Annotated in this window: 14 protein-coding genes, 1 tRNA gene and 1 pseudogene; 8 read left to right on the forward strand and 8 right to left on the reverse strand. The window is 60.4% G+C overall.

Going from position 1 to position 15,220, the window contains the following annotated elements; genetic code table 11:
* Positions 1-287 precede the first annotated feature (287 nt).
* The 5 genes from rimO (at position 288) to mtnN (ending at position 5,850) form a co-directional block, all read left to right on the forward strand.
* Positions 288-1,664, forward strand: coding sequence for a 30S ribosomal protein S12 methylthiotransferase RimO (gene rimO, locus G552_RS0111255; protein ID WP_027883132.1), 1,377 nt, complete (start codon positions 288-290; stop codon positions 1,662-1,664).
* A 111-nt stretch (positions 1,665-1,775) separates the two neighbouring features.
* Positions 1,776-3,113, forward strand: coding sequence for a Trk system potassium transporter TrkA (trkA, locus tag G552_RS0111260; RefSeq protein ID WP_027883133.1), 1,338 nt, complete (start codon positions 1,776-1,778; stop codon positions 3,111-3,113).
* Positions 3,088-4,572, forward strand: coding sequence for a TrkH family potassium uptake protein (locus tag G552_RS0111265; protein ID WP_027883134.1), 1,485 nt, complete (start codon positions 3,088-3,090; stop codon positions 4,570-4,572). The genes trkA and G552_RS0111265 overlap by 26 nt, the downstream gene beginning before the upstream one ends.
* A 22-nt stretch (positions 4,573-4,594) precedes the next feature.
* The gene (locus tag G552_RS0111270) at positions 4,595-5,074 is read left to right on the forward strand and encodes an S-ribosylhomocysteine lyase (protein ID WP_027883135.1); all 480 of its coding nucleotides are present in this window, start codon (positions 4,595-4,597) and stop codon (positions 5,072-5,074) included.
* Between the two features lie 92 nt (positions 5,075-5,166).
* Positions 5,167-5,850 carry a 5'-methylthioadenosine/S-adenosylhomocysteine nucleosidase gene (gene mtnN / locus G552_RS0111275; RefSeq protein ID WP_027883136.1) on the forward strand — a complete coding sequence of 228 codons (684 nt, stop codon included), beginning with the start codon at positions 5,167-5,169 and terminating at the stop codon, positions 5,848-5,850.
* Here the strand turns inward: mtnN and pth are convergent.
* The 5 genes from pth to G552_RS0111305 form a co-directional block, all read right to left on the reverse strand.
* A complete protein-coding gene (pth, locus tag G552_RS0111280; protein WP_027883137.1) occupies positions 5,847-6,437 on the reverse strand; it encodes an aminoacyl-tRNA hydrolase in 591 nt (196 codons plus the stop codon). The genes mtnN and pth overlap by 4 nt on opposite strands.
* 59 nt (positions 6,438-6,496) lie before the next feature.
* Positions 6,497-7,117 carry a 50S ribosomal protein L25 gene (locus tag G552_RS0111285; RefSeq protein ID WP_027883138.1) on the reverse strand — a complete coding sequence of 207 codons (621 nt, stop codon included), beginning with the start codon at positions 7,115-7,117 and terminating at the stop codon, positions 6,497-6,499.
* Positions 7,118-7,218: 101 nt separating this feature from the next.
* Entirely contained in the window at positions 7,219-7,701 is a 483-nt protein-coding gene (locus G552_RS15320; protein WP_425411440.1) for a DUF5317 domain-containing protein, read from the reverse strand.
* On the reverse strand, positions 7,698-9,104 hold the full coding sequence (locus tag G552_RS0111295) for an HD-GYP domain-containing protein (RefSeq protein ID WP_027883139.1): 1,407 nt from the start codon (positions 9,102-9,104) through the stop codon (positions 7,698-7,700). Before G552_RS0111295 ends, G552_RS15320 begins: the two co-directional genes overlap by 4 nt.
* A 435-nt stretch (positions 9,105-9,539) precedes the next feature.
* Entirely contained in the window at positions 9,540-9,863 is a 324-nt protein-coding gene (locus G552_RS0111305; RefSeq protein ID WP_027883140.1) for a hypothetical protein, read from the reverse strand.
* A 58-nt stretch (positions 9,864-9,921) separates the two neighbouring features.
* On the opposite strand from G552_RS0111305, the gene G552_RS0111310 reads away from it, so the two are divergent.
* Complete coding sequence (locus tag G552_RS0111310; protein ID WP_027883141.1) at positions 9,922-10,596, forward strand: sigma factor-like helix-turn-helix DNA-binding protein; 675 nt, start codon at positions 9,922-9,924, stop codon at positions 10,594-10,596.
* Here G552_RS0111310 and G552_RS0111315 read toward each other — a convergent pair.
* Complete coding sequence (locus G552_RS0111315) at positions 10,571-10,990, reverse strand: OsmC family protein (protein WP_027883142.1); 420 nt, start codon at positions 10,988-10,990, stop codon at positions 10,571-10,573. The genes G552_RS0111310 and G552_RS0111315 overlap by 26 nt on opposite strands.
* 168 nt (positions 10,991-11,158) lie before the next feature.
* Between G552_RS0111315 and G552_RS0111320 the strand changes: the two genes are divergently transcribed.
* Positions 11,159-11,998, forward strand: coding sequence for a metalloenzyme (locus G552_RS0111320; RefSeq protein ID WP_425411441.1), 840 nt, complete (start codon positions 11,159-11,161; stop codon positions 11,996-11,998).
* A gap of 140 nt (positions 11,999-12,138) precedes the next feature.
* Entirely contained in the window at positions 12,139-14,796 is a 2,658-nt protein-coding gene (locus tag G552_RS15875; protein WP_027883144.1) for an EAL domain-containing protein, read from the forward strand.
* Positions 14,797-14,808: 12 nt separating this feature from the next.
* Here G552_RS15875 and G552_RS0111330 read toward each other — a convergent pair.
* Positions 14,809-14,883 (reverse strand) — tRNA-Thr (locus tag G552_RS0111330).
* A pseudogene (locus tag G552_RS16025) lies at positions 14,863-15,220 on the reverse strand (integrase core domain-containing protein); the annotation flags it as partial. The pseudogene G552_RS16025 and the gene G552_RS0111330, both read right to left, overlap by 21 nt.

Consider the following 15,220-nt stretch of genomic DNA (forward strand, 5'->3'; position numbering starts at 1 on the left):
GGACCTTTGCCTGGCTGGGGCGGAACCGACGGTTGGGGAAGGATTACGAGTACCATCCTGAGGTAGGGGAAGCCTGGATGTATTTGAGCATGATACGCTTACTGGTGAAGCGGCTGGCCAGGGCCGCGTAGCCTCTCGTGGAGGGCTTTTACGACAGCCTCTAACAGGCTGCTGGGGTATTTCGGCTCAAGAGGCCAGTGAAGCACTAGCGTGTTCCACAGATGGTTGTTCGGATTCCTGCTATACTCGGCAATGTTGTCGTGCCCACAGGGCGCATAGGAGAGCGAATGGCAGGTAAAGTGGGGTTCGTCAGTCTGGGCTGTCCGAAGGCCCTGGTCGATTCAGAACAGATTCTTTCCCGCCTTCGGGCTGAAGGATATCAGACCTCGGCCAGCTATCAGGATGCCGATGTGGTGGTGGTGAACACCTGTGGCTTCATCACCCCAGCAGTGGAAGAGTCGCTTTCGGCCATCGGTGAGGCCCTGGCGGAAAACGGCAAGGTCATCGTCACCGGCTGCTTGGGGGCCCGGCCTGAGGTGATCAAACAGGCCCATCCCCAGGTGCTGGAAGTGACCGGCCCGGGTGAGCTAGATAGGGTGCTGGCGGCGGTGCACCAGGTGGTTCCGCCAGAGCAAAATCCTTTTACCGCCCTGGTGCCCCCCCAGGTTAAGCTAACCCCACGCCACTTCGCCTACCTGAAAATTGCCGAGGGCTGCAACCACAAGTGTAGTTTCTGTATCATTCCCAAGCTGCGCGGCTTGCAGACTAGCCGCGATGCTGCCGAGGTGCTGGCCGAAGCAGCCCGGCTAGTGGCGACCGGTACCAAGGAACTCCTGATCATTGCGCAGGATACCTCGGCCTATGGGGTGGACATCCGCCACCGCACCTCGGCCTACGCAGGCCGCCAGGTGCGGGCCCACCTGGTTGACCTGATCAGCGAGCTGGCCCATCTGGGGGCTTGGCTGCGCCTACACTACGTTTACCCCTACCCGCATGTGCGCGAGCTAATACCCCTCATGGCTGAGGGTAAGCTGCTGCCCTACCTGGATGTGCCCTTGCAACATGCTGCGCCCAAAATCCTGCGGGCCATGCGGCGCCCTGGTGGGGCTGAGAGCCACCTCAAGACCCTAGAAGAGTGGCGCCGCATAGCCCCCGATCTGGCCCTTCGCTCGAGCTTCATCGTGGGCTTTCCCGGCGAGACCGAGGCCGATTTCGAGCTGTTGCTGGATTTTATCGCCGAGGCTCGGCTGGACCGGGTAGGCTGCTTTACCTACTCCGAGGTGCCTGGGGCCGAGGCCAACACCCTGCCAGGGGCGGTTCCGGAGGAGGTGAAGGAGGAGCGCCGGGCCCGCCTGATGGCCTTGCAGCAGCAGATTAGCCTAGAGAAAAACCAGGCCCGCATTGGCCAGACCCTGGAGGTTATCGTGGACGAGTATGGCGAGCTGCCTGGGTGGGTGGTGGGGCGCTCGAAGTACGATGCGCCGGGTATTGATGGGCTGGTCTATGCTGGGACCGATGGAACTGTGCGGATCGGGGATATTATCCGGGTTCGGATTAACCGAGCCGAGCCCTACGACCTCTATGGCGAGATGGTGGGGCGCGTGCCCTGGAAACCCGGGGTTCCGGTGATGGAAAACGTAGCCATAGAAACAATTCGGGTGTAAGCTGAACCCGGTCTTGCGCATGGAAGGCCTTCAGGTCAGTCCCAACTGGTGGATTGAACAACGGCCAAAGCAGTATGGCCCAGACTGGGCTGGCGTGATTCGGAGCTGGCTATGTACATCGTAATCGCGGGTGGAGGGGAGATTGGCTCGCAGATTGCCAAGGCCTTGCATACCCAGCACGACCTGGTGGTGGTCGATACCAATCCCGAGGCCAAGGAACGCCTGGGGGGGTTGGATGTACAGGTGGTGATTGGCAGCGTGACCGATCCTGAGGTGCTCCGTGAGGCCAAGGTCGACCTCTGCGACACCTTTTTGGCCACAACCAACTGGGATGAGGTGAATTTGATCGCCTGCATGCTGGCCAAGGGCCTAGGCGCTAAGGAAACCCTGTGTTTCGTGGGCAAGCAGTCCTACGTGGATATTCTGACTGACCCCCGCACCCTCGAGATTTTGGGAACCCGCATCGACCAGGTCTTTTGGCCCCAACGCTCGCTGGCCAAGGAGATTGTGGAGGTTATCCGTATACCGGGAGCCGTGGATACCGAGGTGTTGGCCGGTGGGCGGCTTCGCTTTGTGGAGTATCAGGTACGGGAAGGCGGCCCTTATGCGGGCAAGCATCTGGGTTTGCTAGATTGGCCCGATGGCAGCTTCTTGGCGGGCATCCTGCGCGAGGGGAAGTTTATTGCCGCTACCGACCCAGGGTTTGCTGAGGTGATCCTCGAGCCCGAGGACCGCATCTTCTTCATGACCACTCCCCAGGGTTTCGATGCCATCCAAGCCTGCTTTGCGTCCCGCGAGCGGGTGCGGCGGGTGATGGTGGTGGGTGGGGGTAGTGTGGGCTATATGGTGGCCCGGGAGCTGGTGCAGCATCGCCTGGAGGTCACCATCATCGATCATAATTCCGAGCGCTGTGCTTGGCTGGCCGAGCACCTACCCGGGGCTTTGGTGCTGGAGGGGGATGGTACCGACCTCGAGCTTTTGGAATCGGAAGGGCTCGACCATGTAGACGTGATGGTGGCGGTCACGGAAAACGACGAGAAAAACCTGCTGGTTTCGCTCCTGGCCAAACAGGTAGGGGTTCCCAAGGTGATTACCCGGGTCAACCGGGGGGAAAATCGCCGCCTTTTCGAGCATGTGGGGATTGACATTCCCCTCACCCCCCGCGCGGCAGCAGTGCGGGAGGTGGTGGACTGGATATCTCCGGAAAATGTAGACTATCTGGCCCTTATCGAAGACCGGGTAGAACTCCTGGAATTCCAACTACCCACCGATTTCCGCGAGACTCCCTTCGACCAACTTCCCTTGCCCCGGGGAGCGGTGGCGGTAGCCCTCGAGCGGGGTACCCGGGTATACCTCCGGGCTCCCCTGTTGGCCGCTAAAGGGGGCGATAAGCTTCTGGTTCTCGCCGACCGGCAGGTGGCCCATGAAGTCCTGGCCCAGGTTCGCTAAGGTTGCTCGAGCCAACCCTATCCCCGTAGCCACCTACATGATTGGGACGGTTTACACGGCCTTGGGCCTGGTGATGGGGTTACTGGGCTTGGCCGATTTCCTACTGGGTGAGGATGCGCTGGGCTTTTTCGTGGGGGCAGCGTTGGGGCTGGGGCTGGGTCTGGTGCTGCGGCCTTTGGGCAGTCCTCAGGCCGAACCGCGCCGAGCCGAAGCCCTATTTACCGTAGCTGTGCTTTGGATCATGGTACCCCTATTGGGGGCTATCCCTTTCTGGATTTCCGGGGGGCTTAGCTACCTGGATGCTCTGTTTGAAGCCACCTCGGGTTTTAGCACCACAGGGGCTACCATCCTAGCCGACTTCGAGCAATTCAGCCAAGGTCTTTTCTTCTGGCGCTCTCTTAGCCAGTGGTTTGGTGGGATGGGCATTCTGCTATTGTTCATCGTGGTACTGCCCCACTTAGCCTTGGCTGGGCGGCAGATGTTTTTTGCCGAGACCACCGGGGTACAAAAGCAACAGCTCACCCCCAAGCTACGGCAGACTGCCACCAATATCCTGCGGGTCTATCTGGTATTGACGGTATTGACCCTGGTGGCCTACCGGCTGACCGGGGTACCGCCCTTCGAGGCCCTGGCCAATACCTTTTCCAGTGTCTCGGCAGGGGGGTTTAGCCCCAACCCGCAGAGCTTTTCTGCCTACAGTGCCCTCACCCAGTGGGTTGCGGCCTTGGTGATGTTCCTGACCGGGGTAAACCTGCTTTTGCAGTATCGGGTTATCTTTGGCCGGGAGTACAGCGCACCCTTTCGCGATCCGGAGTTTCGTGCCTATGCGCTCATCGTGCTGGTGGTGGGACTTGCGATGGCCATGATTCTCTTTTGGCGTCACGATTACGCTTTAGAACCAGCTTTGCGCCATGCTTTTTTCCAGACAGCCTCTATTATCACCGGTACCGGGTTTGCCTCGGCGGATTTCGCCCAGTGGGTGGTGCCGGCTCAGGCCTTGCTGGTTTTGCTGATGTTTCTGGGAGGTAGCGCAGGTAGTGTAGGGGGCAGTATCAAGATCATCCGCTGGCTGGTGATTGGGGCCTTGGTACGGCGGGAGCTACAGCGGGCCTTGCACCCCCAGGCGGTCTTGCCGCTGCGAATAGGCAACAAGAGCGTAGGTGAGGATGTACTGCGGGCTGTGGCCGCTTTTATCACCCTGTACGCTGGCCTTTTTGCTATGGGGGCGTTGGTGATGGGTCTACTGGAAGAGGACTTTGTGGTGGCCTTTACCGCTTCCGCCGCGGCAGTGGGCAATGTGGGGCCAGGCTTGGGCAAGGTGGGGCCCATGGCTCACTATGGCGACTTGCACCCTATCTCCAAAGCGGTGATGATTTTTCAGATGTGGGCAGGGCGCATCGAGCTGATTCCGGTGTTTGCACTTCTGACACCTGAGCTGTGGAAAAAGCTCAGGGGCTAAGGCTTGGGTTAAACTAGCTTCTATGTCCAAGCCCCTAGTAGTTCCCGAGTCTTTCCGCCTCGACCATACCAAGGTTCGGGCCCCTTACGTGCGGCTGGCAGGGGTGAAAGAAACCCCCAGCGGTGACAAGATCGAGAAGTACGACCTGCGCCTGGCCCAGCCCAACCGAGAAGCTCTGGCTACCGGTGTGCTCCACACCCTCGAGCATCTCCTGGCCACTTACTTGCGCAGCCACTTGGAGGGGGTGGTGGATATCTCGCCCATGGGTTGTCGCACCGGGTTTTACCTGGTGGTTTTGGGAGAGCCCGGGCCCCACAAGGTGCTAGAGGCTTTCCAGACCACCCTGCAGGATGTGGCTGAGCACAGCGGCCCAGTGCCGGGGGCGAGTGAGTTGGAGTGTGGCAACTACCGGGATCACGACCTCGAGGGGGCCAGAGCCTGGGCCCAGCGGGTCTTGGCTGAAGGCTTGCACATCCAGGAGACCCTCGAGATTTCCCAGTAGCTTAGCTGGTTCATTCACGCCAGGTGTGAAATGGGCGTTTCTGATGATAGGCGGTTGGCTGTTCGAAGGGCAGGGTGCTAGGCTGGCCGTGTATGTCTGTGGTTGTCTTGTTCGCAGCAGAAGGCGCCGAGGCTCAGGCGCTGCGCAACCGACTACGTTCGCCAGAAGCGCTGGATGGCCCTTGGCCCATACACCAAGGGGAACTGGGGCGCTTCCCGGTGGTGTTGGTGGAAGCCGGCGTGGGCAAAGCGGCAGCAGCGGCAGCAGTGGCCTATGCTAAAGTTCGCTATAACCCAGCCCAGGCCTTCTGGGTTGGTGTGGCTGGGGCCCTGAACCCCGAACTCGAGACGCTGGACCTAGTGCTGGCCCAGGATGCTGTTCAGTACGATGTGGATATCACCGCGTTTGGCCGTGCTCCGGGCGAGCTGGCTACCGGAGAGCGCTTTGTTCCTGCGGATGTGGGCCTTACCTCCAAGGTCTTGCGGGTAGCCTTAGCGATGGGCCTGCCCATTTACCTAGGCCGCATTGCCAGTGCGGATCGTTTTTTGGCCCACCGTGGCGAAGCCGAGGAGGTGCGCCGGATATTTGCGGCTGATGCTGTGGAGATGGAAGGGGCGGCTGCTTTGTGGACGGCCAAGCGCATGGGGCTGCCTATGGCCTTGCTGCGAGCCATCACCGACCAGGCGGGTAGCGATGCCCCCGTGGCCTTTGGGGCCTTTTTACAAACCGCTGCCGAGCGTCTGGCGGGCTTAATCGAAGAGGTGCTAAGCAGTTAGGGGTTTTCCGACGGCTCGAGGCCAACCTCTTTAGCTAGGTCAAGGCCATTGTATCGCTTCTGGCAAAAGGCAATGCCCTCTGTGGCCCAGTCCCGCGCAGCCTCGACAGCGACCTGGACTACCTTTTCCATGAGCGGCCGTAGGCGGGGGGGGAAGCCGGAGAGCACCCAGGCTGCGCCCTCGGCAGGGTGAGGGGGTTTACCAATGCCAATCCGCAGGCGGTGAAACTCGCGTGTGCCCAAATGGGCAGCGATGGACTCGAGGCCGTAGTTGCCAGCACTGCTCCCACCGGCCTTGAAGCGCAGGCGACCAGGGGGCAGGTCTAGCTCGTCGTGGATGACCAAAATCCGCTCGGGAGGAATTTTGTAGAAGCGGGCTAATGGCGCTACGGCTTCCCCACTGGCATTGTAGTAGGTGGTGGGCTTGACCAGCAGGCCAGAAGTCGAGGCAAAGCGAACCTCGGCGATAAGGGCGGATTCCTTTCGGCGGAAATCGCTGCTGAGCCGGTCGAGAACCCAGAAGCCCACGTTGTGTTTGGTGTGGGCATAGGCTGGGCCTGGGTTGCCTTGTCCAACAATCAGAAACATAGCCAAAGGGGCCGAAAGCTGGGGGTGACCGCAGCCTTCGGCCCAGAGCAAAGACCGGCTTACTTCTCCTCTTCGGCCTTGCCTTTCTTGATCACTTCCACCTCGGTAGGCTCAGCTGCAGCCTGGGCTGCCAGCTTTTCGACATCCTCAGGTGGCACAATGGCTACGATGGTGTCGCGGGGGTTCATGGCCAGCTTTACGCCAGCAGGAAGGGCTACCTCGTCGGCGTGGATGCTCTCGCCGATGCGCAGAGCGCTAACGTCCACCTCGATGAAGGGAGGAATGGCCTTGGGCGAGACCCGCACTTGGATGTCGCTGTTGACAAGCTGGAGCACACCCCCTTCGCGCACGCCTTGGGCAGTACCCACCACCTTGACAGGAATCCACATCAGCACGGGCTCGTCGGAGAGGGCATAGAAATCTACGTGGTCAGGCCGGCGCCGACGCTTGTCCAGATTGACCTGGCGCACCAAGGTGTCTACGGTATGGCCGTTGTCGAGCTCGAGGGTAATCACGTGGTGAATTCCCGCCGACAAAAAGACCTTGTTGAACTCCTTGAGGTCTACGAAGACCTTGTAGTTTTCCTGGCGATTGTAGACCACCCCGGGCAGTTTGCCTGCATCCCGCAAGGCGGCGGGTTTTTCATCCCCGCGTCTATAGGCTTTGATACGGTATTCCATGGCCTTCCTCCAAGAGGGCACCCTAGCTTAGGCTAGGGCGCAAAACACAAGCCTTCAAAGTCTACCATAACCCCCTAGGGAAGCAAAAGGGCAGGATAGGGTCAAAAGCGCAGGTCTATCTCCAAAGCTCCCTGCCGTTTGCGCTTGGCCTCGAGGGCCCCTTCCAGAAGGGTAAGGGCAATGCCCACCATCAGATATACATCCCCCAGGCTGATCACATTAGTATAGCCCAAAACCTTCACCGGGATCACATCGCCTAAGAACCACAGCCGGCTGGATTCGTCCATCAGGGTGTGCACAGCGTCGTACTGCTGCTGCAGTTTAGGAATGTAAGACTCCAGGCCCACCCGGTATAGGGCCTCGGGGCTAACGGGCATGTGTCCGCGGTTGGCAAAGATGACCAGGGCGTTGCAAGCCAAGCCCAGACCCACGAACCATAGACCGCGCAGGTGCGCGTTGGCCCATAACCCATACCCCACTAAGGCCACCACCAAAGCTTTGGCCGCCGGCCCGGCCACCTCAGGAGCCAGCAGGCCTCGAGCGGTAGCGAGGGCCAGCCCTCCTTCCAGCAGGGCGGCGGCTATGAAGGCCCAGGCCGATCGGAGCTCGAGGTTGCCGAGGTCGCGGAAGCTGGCTCGGAAGGCGAGGGCGAGGACGATACCGACAAGAGCACTGGCGAGGTATAGCGTCGTAGGAACTCCTCCCGGTCTTTCCAGATGGGGTCTTCAAGCCACACCTTCTTGAAGGCCTCCACCACCTGCGGGTCGAACTGCGTGCCCGCATGGGCCATTATCTCATCTAGGGCGGCTTGGGGCGTTTTGGCCGGAGCGTAGGAACGCCCAGCGGTCATGGCCTCGTAGGCATCAGCCAGCGAGACAATTCTAGCCCAGAGTGGGATTTTTTCCCCTTTCAGACCCATGGGGTAGCCAGCGCCATCCCAGCGCTCGTGGTGGTACAGGATAACATGCTTTACGTTTTTGGCCAGGAGGTGGAGCATAGGGTGAAGTACCTCGAGGCCCTTGGCAGGGTGCTTTTTGACCAGGTCAAACTCCTCTTTGCTCAACTTTTTGGGTTTGAGCAAAATCGAGTCTGGGACGGCCAGCTTGCCAATATCGTGGATGCGCGCGGCGTAGGTAAGGCGCTTGAGGTCTCCCTCGTCGAGGCCCATTCTTTTGCCAATGTCGCGGCTGATGGCGGCAACCCGCTCGGAGTGCATGCGGGTAAAGGGGTCTTTGGCATCCAGGGTGGCGATGAGCACCTCGATGGTGTTGTCGAAGGCTTTTTCTAGCTGCACTTTTTCGTCCCAGTAGTAGCGGGAAAAGTACAGCAGTAGCATGATGAAGAGCACCGTAAACCCCCCCCAGCCCCAGATTAGGGGGGTCTGGTAGGCCTTGGCTAAAAGCAGCCCGATGGGGGCCTGGAGCAGGTAGCTAGCCCAGAGCCAGCTATAGTTTTCAAACCAGACCTTGCCCAGGCTAAGCCCACTGGAAAGGTGAATGATGTAGGTTACTGCGCTAACGTTCACCCAAAAATAGGTCAGGGAAGCGGCCAGAATGCCCAGGCCCTCCAAAACATAGGGGTTGCCGGGCTGGGCCTGCACCAGCCCCCAGACCCAGGCGGCCAGGCCGGTGGCCAGCGCGAATTGGCTGCGGTTGAACAGGTCCTTGTACCAGGGGTAGCTGGGCTTGCCGAAGTCCTGGTTGAAGCTGAAGACAAAGACCAGCAGGGGGGCCAGCCAAGGGGGGAAGGCCACCGCCGCAGCCAGGGACACCACGAAGAGGTGGGACATGCTCGCGTTCAAAGGCAGGCGAACGGCGGAACGCCGGGCGATCCATATGAGGGCTGCCCAGAACGCCACGTCCAGCGGGTGGAAAGGTGTGTGGGCCGGCAGTTGGAACAAAAAGGCTTGCAGAACCACATAGGCCCCAAACAAGCCCAGGACGAACGCCAGCACCGGGGTGGAGGGAAGACTGGACCCAGAGCGCACAGCCTGAGTCTAAGGGATAAGCCAAAAAAACCCGTGCGATTTGCACAACCGCACAGGTTGGAGCGTTAACTTTAAGGGTTATTTACTCCCAAGCTGTGCCAGCGCCAGCGGCCACGGCCAGGGCAACCAGGGCAGCGATCAGGGTCAGGACTTTGAAGGCGAGTTTTTTCATATTTGTCTCCTCCCAGGCGGCTTGGAAGCGCTTTTGTTTTTTTTCTTCCAACCTTGGGCAAGATAATACCCCATGACACCTGTGCGGTCAATAGGCACAAGAACAAGTAAACCCGGTTCAGAATGTAACAAGGCTACAATCTAGCCTTTTGGCGTCTACCGAAGTAGACAACCCCAGTGTAGAGAGCCATGGGTGTGGCCCTTGTGATTTTTGCACCGGAATTGGGGCCTTGGCGTTACGCGGGTGGATGGGGTGAGGCTTGCCTAAAGGGGGATGTGGAAGGTGGTTGGGCCAAGGGTAAGCTCGAGGTGGTGTTTACCCAGCGGGCCTACCGCCATGCGAAAGCGGGTATGGAGAGGGGTTTCAATGCGCTGAAGGGGGGTACCTTTGGGGCTGATTAAAGTCACCTGGGCCGAGGGAAAAGGGGCTTCCCCGGGGTGCAGCACCTGGCCCAGCAGGAAGCCCTGGGTGCCCTCGAGGTGGTAGCCCAGCTCGAGGTAGCTATCCGCCACCTGGTAAAGCCGGCTCCAGGAAGCACTAGGCTGGCTTGCCTCTGATTCCATGATGAGAATGGCCTGCGTATGCATAACCCTGCTGCCTTGGCATACGGATTATAATCCTAGGAAAGCGAGGGTGTTCGAAGCCATGCCGAAGAAGACGCCGGGACGGTATTTTTTGAGCAAGGGGATTAGCCCCCCTATGCTGGCCGAGCGCCTCGAGTGGCTCTTGCCCCTCGAGCGCGAGGTTTTGCTGGCCCGGGCTTGGGGCAAGACGCTGCATCGCATTGCCCAGGAGGTGGGGTTGACCACCGAAGGGGTGCGGCAGGTGGAGCACCGCTCCCTGGCAAGGCTCCGCTCTGGCCGGGTATCGTCTGGCTTGGAGGGCCAGCGCTTCCGCCTGGCGGTTGAGCAGAGGTGGGGCCTTCGGCTGGAGCAGGCGGTGGCCCACCTACCGGAAATAGAGCAAAAGCTAATTCTGGCTTATGCCAGGGGGGATTCCCTGGCTGGCCTGGCCCCGGGTTTGGGGCTGAGCATTGCGGCAGCGGCCAGTTTGCGCGACCAAGGGGTGGCCCGGCTTTTGGGAGAGGAGCGAGGCTCGAGGGCAGGCCGGTGGGCCGAACTGAAAGCAGAGCTGGTGGCGGCCTTGCGGCAAAGGCCCCTAACCTACCAAGAACTCGAGGCCCGCTTTCCCATGTCGCGTCGCCGTTTGATGCGCCTCATGCAGGAACTGGTTATGGAAGGGCGGGCCGAACTGAGCGGCGATTATCCCTTCCGCTTTTTGGCCCTCGAGGCGGCTAGATCAGTCGGGCCTCGAGGCTGATCTCGGGTACTGCGGCCAGGGCCTTGGAGATAGGGCATTTGGCCTTAGCCTCCTGGGCTAGCTCCTGGAACTTTTCCGCACTGATGCCGGGCACCTTGGCTTCCAGGTGCAGTTCGATTTTGCTGATGGTGGGGCCTTCGCCCAGGTGCACCTTGGCGGTGGCCTTGAGTTCCTCGGGGGGGGTGTTGTGGTTGGTCAGAAGGGCCGACAGAAACATGGCATAGCAGCCGGCGTGAGCAGCGCCCACCAGCTCCTCGGGGTTGGTGCCGCTGCCATCGGCAAAGCGCGAAGCCCAGGTATAGGGGCCTTCATAGACCCCGCTTTCCAGCTTGAGGTGGCCTTGGCCTTCTTTCAGGGTGCCTTTCCAGACGGCTTGAGCGGAGCGTACAGGCATAATCAGAACTCCTTTCGCTAAAGCATACCAAAGCGTGCTTTGGCACAATCCCCCGCTTTTCTTTCTGGAGGACACTTTATATTGTGCTCGAACTGGGCTGCCTGGTTGTGATGTGGCCTTCAAGTTAGGTTTGACCTTTCTTTCGCCAGGCGGCACAATGCCAGCGTGCTGGCCTTATTGTTCGTGGATGGCCTGGGGCTTTCTCAGGACCCCCGCAGCCCACTAAAGCGCCTGAAGCTGCCGGTTCTGCAGGCTTTGAGCGGCGGTTTTTCCTGGCAGGCTTTTAACCAGCCTCAGCTAGCCTACCGGGTGTTGGATGCGGGGTTGGGGGTGGAGGGTCTACCCCAGTCGGGCACGGGGCAGACCACCCTGCTGACCGGACACAATGCAGCCCAAATGCTGGGCCATCACCAAGGGCCGCACCCCCTGAGTAAGCTGCAAACCTTGCTGCGACAGGAGAGTCTTCAGGTCTGGGCGGCCCAGCGAGGCCTCTGGGTCTGGCACGCCAATGGCTACCGGCAGGAGTATCTGGAAAAGGTACAGAAAAGCCGGCGTAACCTGCTTTCCGCTTTTGCTTTTGCCGCTCGGGTGGCTGGCCTAAAGCTTCTCCCGCTCGAGCACCCTTTGGCCCTGCCCCCCGCCTTCTGGCCCGAGCCTCAGGCTGCGGGGCGCCGCTTTGCCCGGCTGGCCGAGGCCCATCATCTAACCATCCTGGAAAACTGGGCCCTCGACTATGCTGCCCACCGCCAGCCAGAAAGCCTCGAGGCGCGCATTTTGGAGCTGGAGGGTTTCCTTCAGGGTTTCCTCGAGGCCCGATCGCGGGCTACCCTGATCCTCACCGCTGACCACGGCAACGCCGAGGAGCCCTGGCACCCCCAGCACACCCAAAACCCGGTGCCACTCATCGTTTGTGGCCCCCTGGCCCCCCTTCTGCCGCAGATGTGCAGCCTGGCCGATCTGGCGCCTTGGATTAGGGCTTGTCTTGGCCCCGAGGTGAAGAAGCTATAGCCTCCCACAATGTGCAAAAAACCCTACGCTCAGCTGGTTAGGGTGCTACCCTGAGCATAGGTTTTATGCCCTTTTCCCTTTTGGCACGGCGTCTTCCCCCAGATACCTGGGCTTTAGAACCGTTTTGAGGTATTTAGGGTATGCAGCGGAACCCCAGCCTGGATGAAGCCCCCCTCGAGCTGCTTTTGCGCTTCCGGGATGCCTTGAGCCTCGAGCTCGCCTTGGAATCGGCCATCCGGCGAGCGGTGGAACTCATCGCCACCTCCTTTGGCTATAACCTGGTCTCCATCTACCTGCGCCAAGGCGACTGGCAGGTTTTGCAACACCAAGTGGGCTACAGCCAGTGGCACGAACGGCTGCCGATTGGGCGGGGTATCTCCTCGCGCTGCCTGCTCTCAGGTGAGCCTATTTTGGTAGAGGATGCCCGCCAGGAGCCCGACTTCATTTATGCCCTACCGGATATTCGCTCCCAGGTCGCCATCCCCTTGCGGGTGCGGGGCCAGACCGTGGGGGTGTTGAATGTAGAAAGCCGGGACAGGCGCCTAAACCCGCGCGACCTGGAGCTTTTGCAAAGTGTGGGGGCTCAGCTCAACTTAGTGCTCGAGCGGGCCTATGCGGTGGAGCGCCTCAAGGAAAGCGAGCAGCACAAGCAAACTTTGCTCGAGAAGGCCCAGGAACAAACCCGCCGATTGGAATTCATGCTTTCGTTGCGGAAAAGCCTGCTGCGCGAGAAAGACCCGGATCAGGTTTTGCGCCGCTTTGTCGAGGCCGTGCACGGCTGGTTTGGGCACGGGCTAGTAGCGGTTTACTGGCGCGAGGGATCGGAACTGGTAGCGAGGCACCACCGGGGCTATTCCCTCAACCACGTGCGTATTCCCTTGGGTAAGGGGCTAACCAGCCGCTGCTACCTCTCGGGAGAGCCTATCCTGCTTCACCACCCCACCCAGGACCCGGATTTCCTGGTGGTCAGCGAAAAGGTCATCTCGGCTATGTTCGTGCCGGTGGTGGTGGAGGGCAATGTGGTGGGCGCGGTCAACGTAGAGAGCGAAGACCACCTCTTCGAGCCGCAGGAGCTGGAGCTTTTGCAGGCCGCAGTGGCCCAGCTTAGCCTGGTGCTCGAGCGCAACCAGGCGGTGTTTTTGCTCTCCCAAAGTGAGGAGCGCTTCCGCAAGCTGGTGGAAACCCTGACCGATGGCATCCTGCTGGTGGAGGCCCAGACCCTACAGATTGCCTATGCCAACACGAGCGCTTTGAAACTGCTGGAAGCCCCTACACCTGGGCACCTGCTGCGAACCAACCTGCGGCAGTACTGGGTGCCCGAGCGACTGGAGCAGAACCTCGAGCGGGTGGCCCTACTGCGCCAGGGGAAGGCGCCGCTGCCCTGGGTCGAACAGCCGCTGCGGACCTCGGGTGGGCGGCGGGTGCTGGTGGAAACCTCGGCCATGGTTTTGCCGGGCGAGCCCGTCTACTTTGTGGCGCTGCTGCGGGACGTGCGCGAGCGCAAGGAGGCCATGCGCCAGATCGAGTATCTGGCCTACTACGACCCCCTGACCGGTCTTTTGAACCGCCGGGGGTTTATGCAGCAGAGCGAACCCATGCTGCAAGAAGGCCGTTCGGTTTGCTTGTTTTACCTCGATTTCAACGAGTTCAAAATGATCAACGACGTATACGGCCACCATGTGGGCGACCTGATGCTGGTGCAGGTAGCCGAGCGTCTGCGGGCTTTTCCGGCACTTTCGGCCCGACTGGGTGGGGATGAGTTCGTCTTGCTGGTTGAAGCTGACCAGGCCCTGGCCATGCAGTACGTGCGAGCCCTGGTGCAGGCTTTCGAGCCTCCCCTCGACCTGGAAGGCCGGCGTATAGCGGTATCTGTGGCCATTGGGGCGGCTTTGTTCCCGAAGTACGCCCGGGATATGGTGGGGTTGTTGCGGGCGGCGGATGTGGCCATGTATCAGGCCAAGCGGTTGAGGCAGCCTTACCTTTTCTACGATTTTGAACTGGATAAACCCATTGCCGAGCGCCTCGAGCTCATGCAGGCGCTGCGCGTGGCCCTCAAAGAAGACCAGATAGAACCCTTCTATCAGCCCATTGTGCAACTGCGGGAAGGCCAGTGGCAGCGGGTAGAGCTCCTGGCCCGTTGGAGGCATCCAGCTCGAGGCTGGATCAACCCAGCCCAGTTCATCCCGCTAGCCGAAGAGATGGGGGAGTTAGGCCACCTCGACCGGCTCATCATCCAAACCGGCCTGCAGCACCTTGGGGAAACCCCTTTGCACCTTTCCCTCAACCTCTCGCCCAAAACCCTGCTCGATGCCTCGTTTCTGCCCTGGTTCCGCGCGGTCTTATCCCAAGCAGGCGTGCACCCTGGCCGGGTTAGCATCGAGGTCACCGAGGACCTCCTCATCGAACAACCGGAGTTGGCTGCCCAGCGCCTATCCGCCCTGCGCGGCCTGGGAGCGAAGGTGGCCTTAGACGATTTTGGCAAGGGCTATTCTTCCCTAACCTACCTTAAGGATCTGCCCATCGACCTAATCAAGATCGACCGGGGGTTCGTGAACGAGATTGGAGCCTCGAGCCAGACCGAGGTTATTCTGCGCACCCTTTTTTTGCTGGCCCAGAACCTGGGGCTTGGCGTGGTGGCTGAAGGGGTGGAAACCGAGGCCCAGGCCCGCTGGCTGCGCGAGGCAGGCTGCTTTTTTGCCCAAGGGTTTTACTATAGCCCGCCTATGGGGCTTCGTCAGCTACTGCGGGCGCTTGGGCAGAATCGGCGAACCCACCGCAAGCTAAACCAGGGCCCTTAGGCCCTGGTTGTTTGGAGCCGGTGGTCGGATTTGAACCGACGACCGCTCGATTACGAATCGAGTGCTCTACCGCTGAGCTACACCGGCACGCGGGGTTATTTTAGCGGTAAACCCCCTATAGCACAACTCCTTGTAATCGGTCAACACATGTGAGACTGGGGAACCGACTCCTCCTGCATCATAGCTAAATACTCCAAGGGAGCAAGACCCCCCAGGGCCATGTGAGGCCTTCGGCGGTTGTAGTGGTCCAGGTAGGCATCCAGCTCTGCCTGTAGCTCGCTGAGCCGGGGGGGCAGAGGCCGGGTATAGAGCTCCTCCCTAAAGGTCCGTTGCACCCGCTCCACGTGACCATTGAGTTTAGGACTCCTCGGCGGCAGCACAAACAAGGCAATCCCCAGAGCACAGCAGGCCTCCTCAAACTCGG

The sequence above is a fragment of the Meiothermus rufus DSM 22234 genome, assembly GCF_000423425.1.
GTDB classification, from domain to species: Bacteria; Deinococcota; Deinococci; order Deinococcales; family Thermaceae; genus Meiothermus; species Meiothermus rufus.

What these genes read in the sequence shown, in the direction of transcription:
- G552_RS0111270 (WP_027883135.1), top strand. Translation starts at nt 4,595, where the DNA reads ATGTCCAAGCCCCTAGTAGTTCCCGAGTCTTTCCGCCTCGACCATACC.
- pth (WP_027883137.1), bottom strand. Translation starts at nt 6,437, where the DNA reads ATGTTTCTGATTGTTGGACAAGGCAACCCAGGCCCAGCCTATGCCCAC.
- rimO (WP_027883132.1), top strand. Translation starts at nt 288, where the DNA reads ATGGCAGGTAAAGTGGGGTTCGTCAGTCTGGGCTGTCCGAAGGCCCTG.
- G552_RS0111265 (WP_027883134.1), top strand. Translation starts at nt 3,088, where the DNA reads ATGAAGTCCTGGCCCAGGTTCGCTAAGGTTGCTCGAGCCAACCCTATC.
- mtnN (WP_027883136.1), top strand. Translation starts at nt 5,167, where the DNA reads ATGTCTGTGGTTGTCTTGTTCGCAGCAGAAGGCGCCGAGGCTCAGGCG.
- G552_RS15875 (WP_027883144.1), top strand. Translation starts at nt 12,139, where the DNA reads ATGCAGCGGAACCCCAGCCTGGATGAAGCCCCCCTCGAGCTGCTTTTG.
- G552_RS0111285 (WP_027883138.1), bottom strand. Translation starts at nt 7,117, where the DNA reads ATGGAATACCGTATCAAAGCCTATAGACGCGGGGATGAAAAACCCGCC.
- trkA (WP_027883133.1), top strand. Translation starts at nt 1,776, where the DNA reads ATGTACATCGTAATCGCGGGTGGAGGGGAGATTGGCTCGCAGATTGCC.
- G552_RS0111305 (WP_027883140.1), bottom strand. Translation starts at nt 9,863, where the DNA reads ATGCATACGCAGGCCATTCTCATCATGGAATCAGAGGCAAGCCAGCCT.
- G552_RS0111315 (WP_027883142.1), bottom strand. Translation starts at nt 10,990, where the DNA reads ATGCCTGTACGCTCCGCTCAAGCCGTCTGGAAAGGCACCCTGAAAGAA.
- G552_RS0111310 (WP_027883141.1), top strand. Translation starts at nt 9,922, where the DNA reads ATGCCGAAGAAGACGCCGGGACGGTATTTTTTGAGCAAGGGGATTAGC.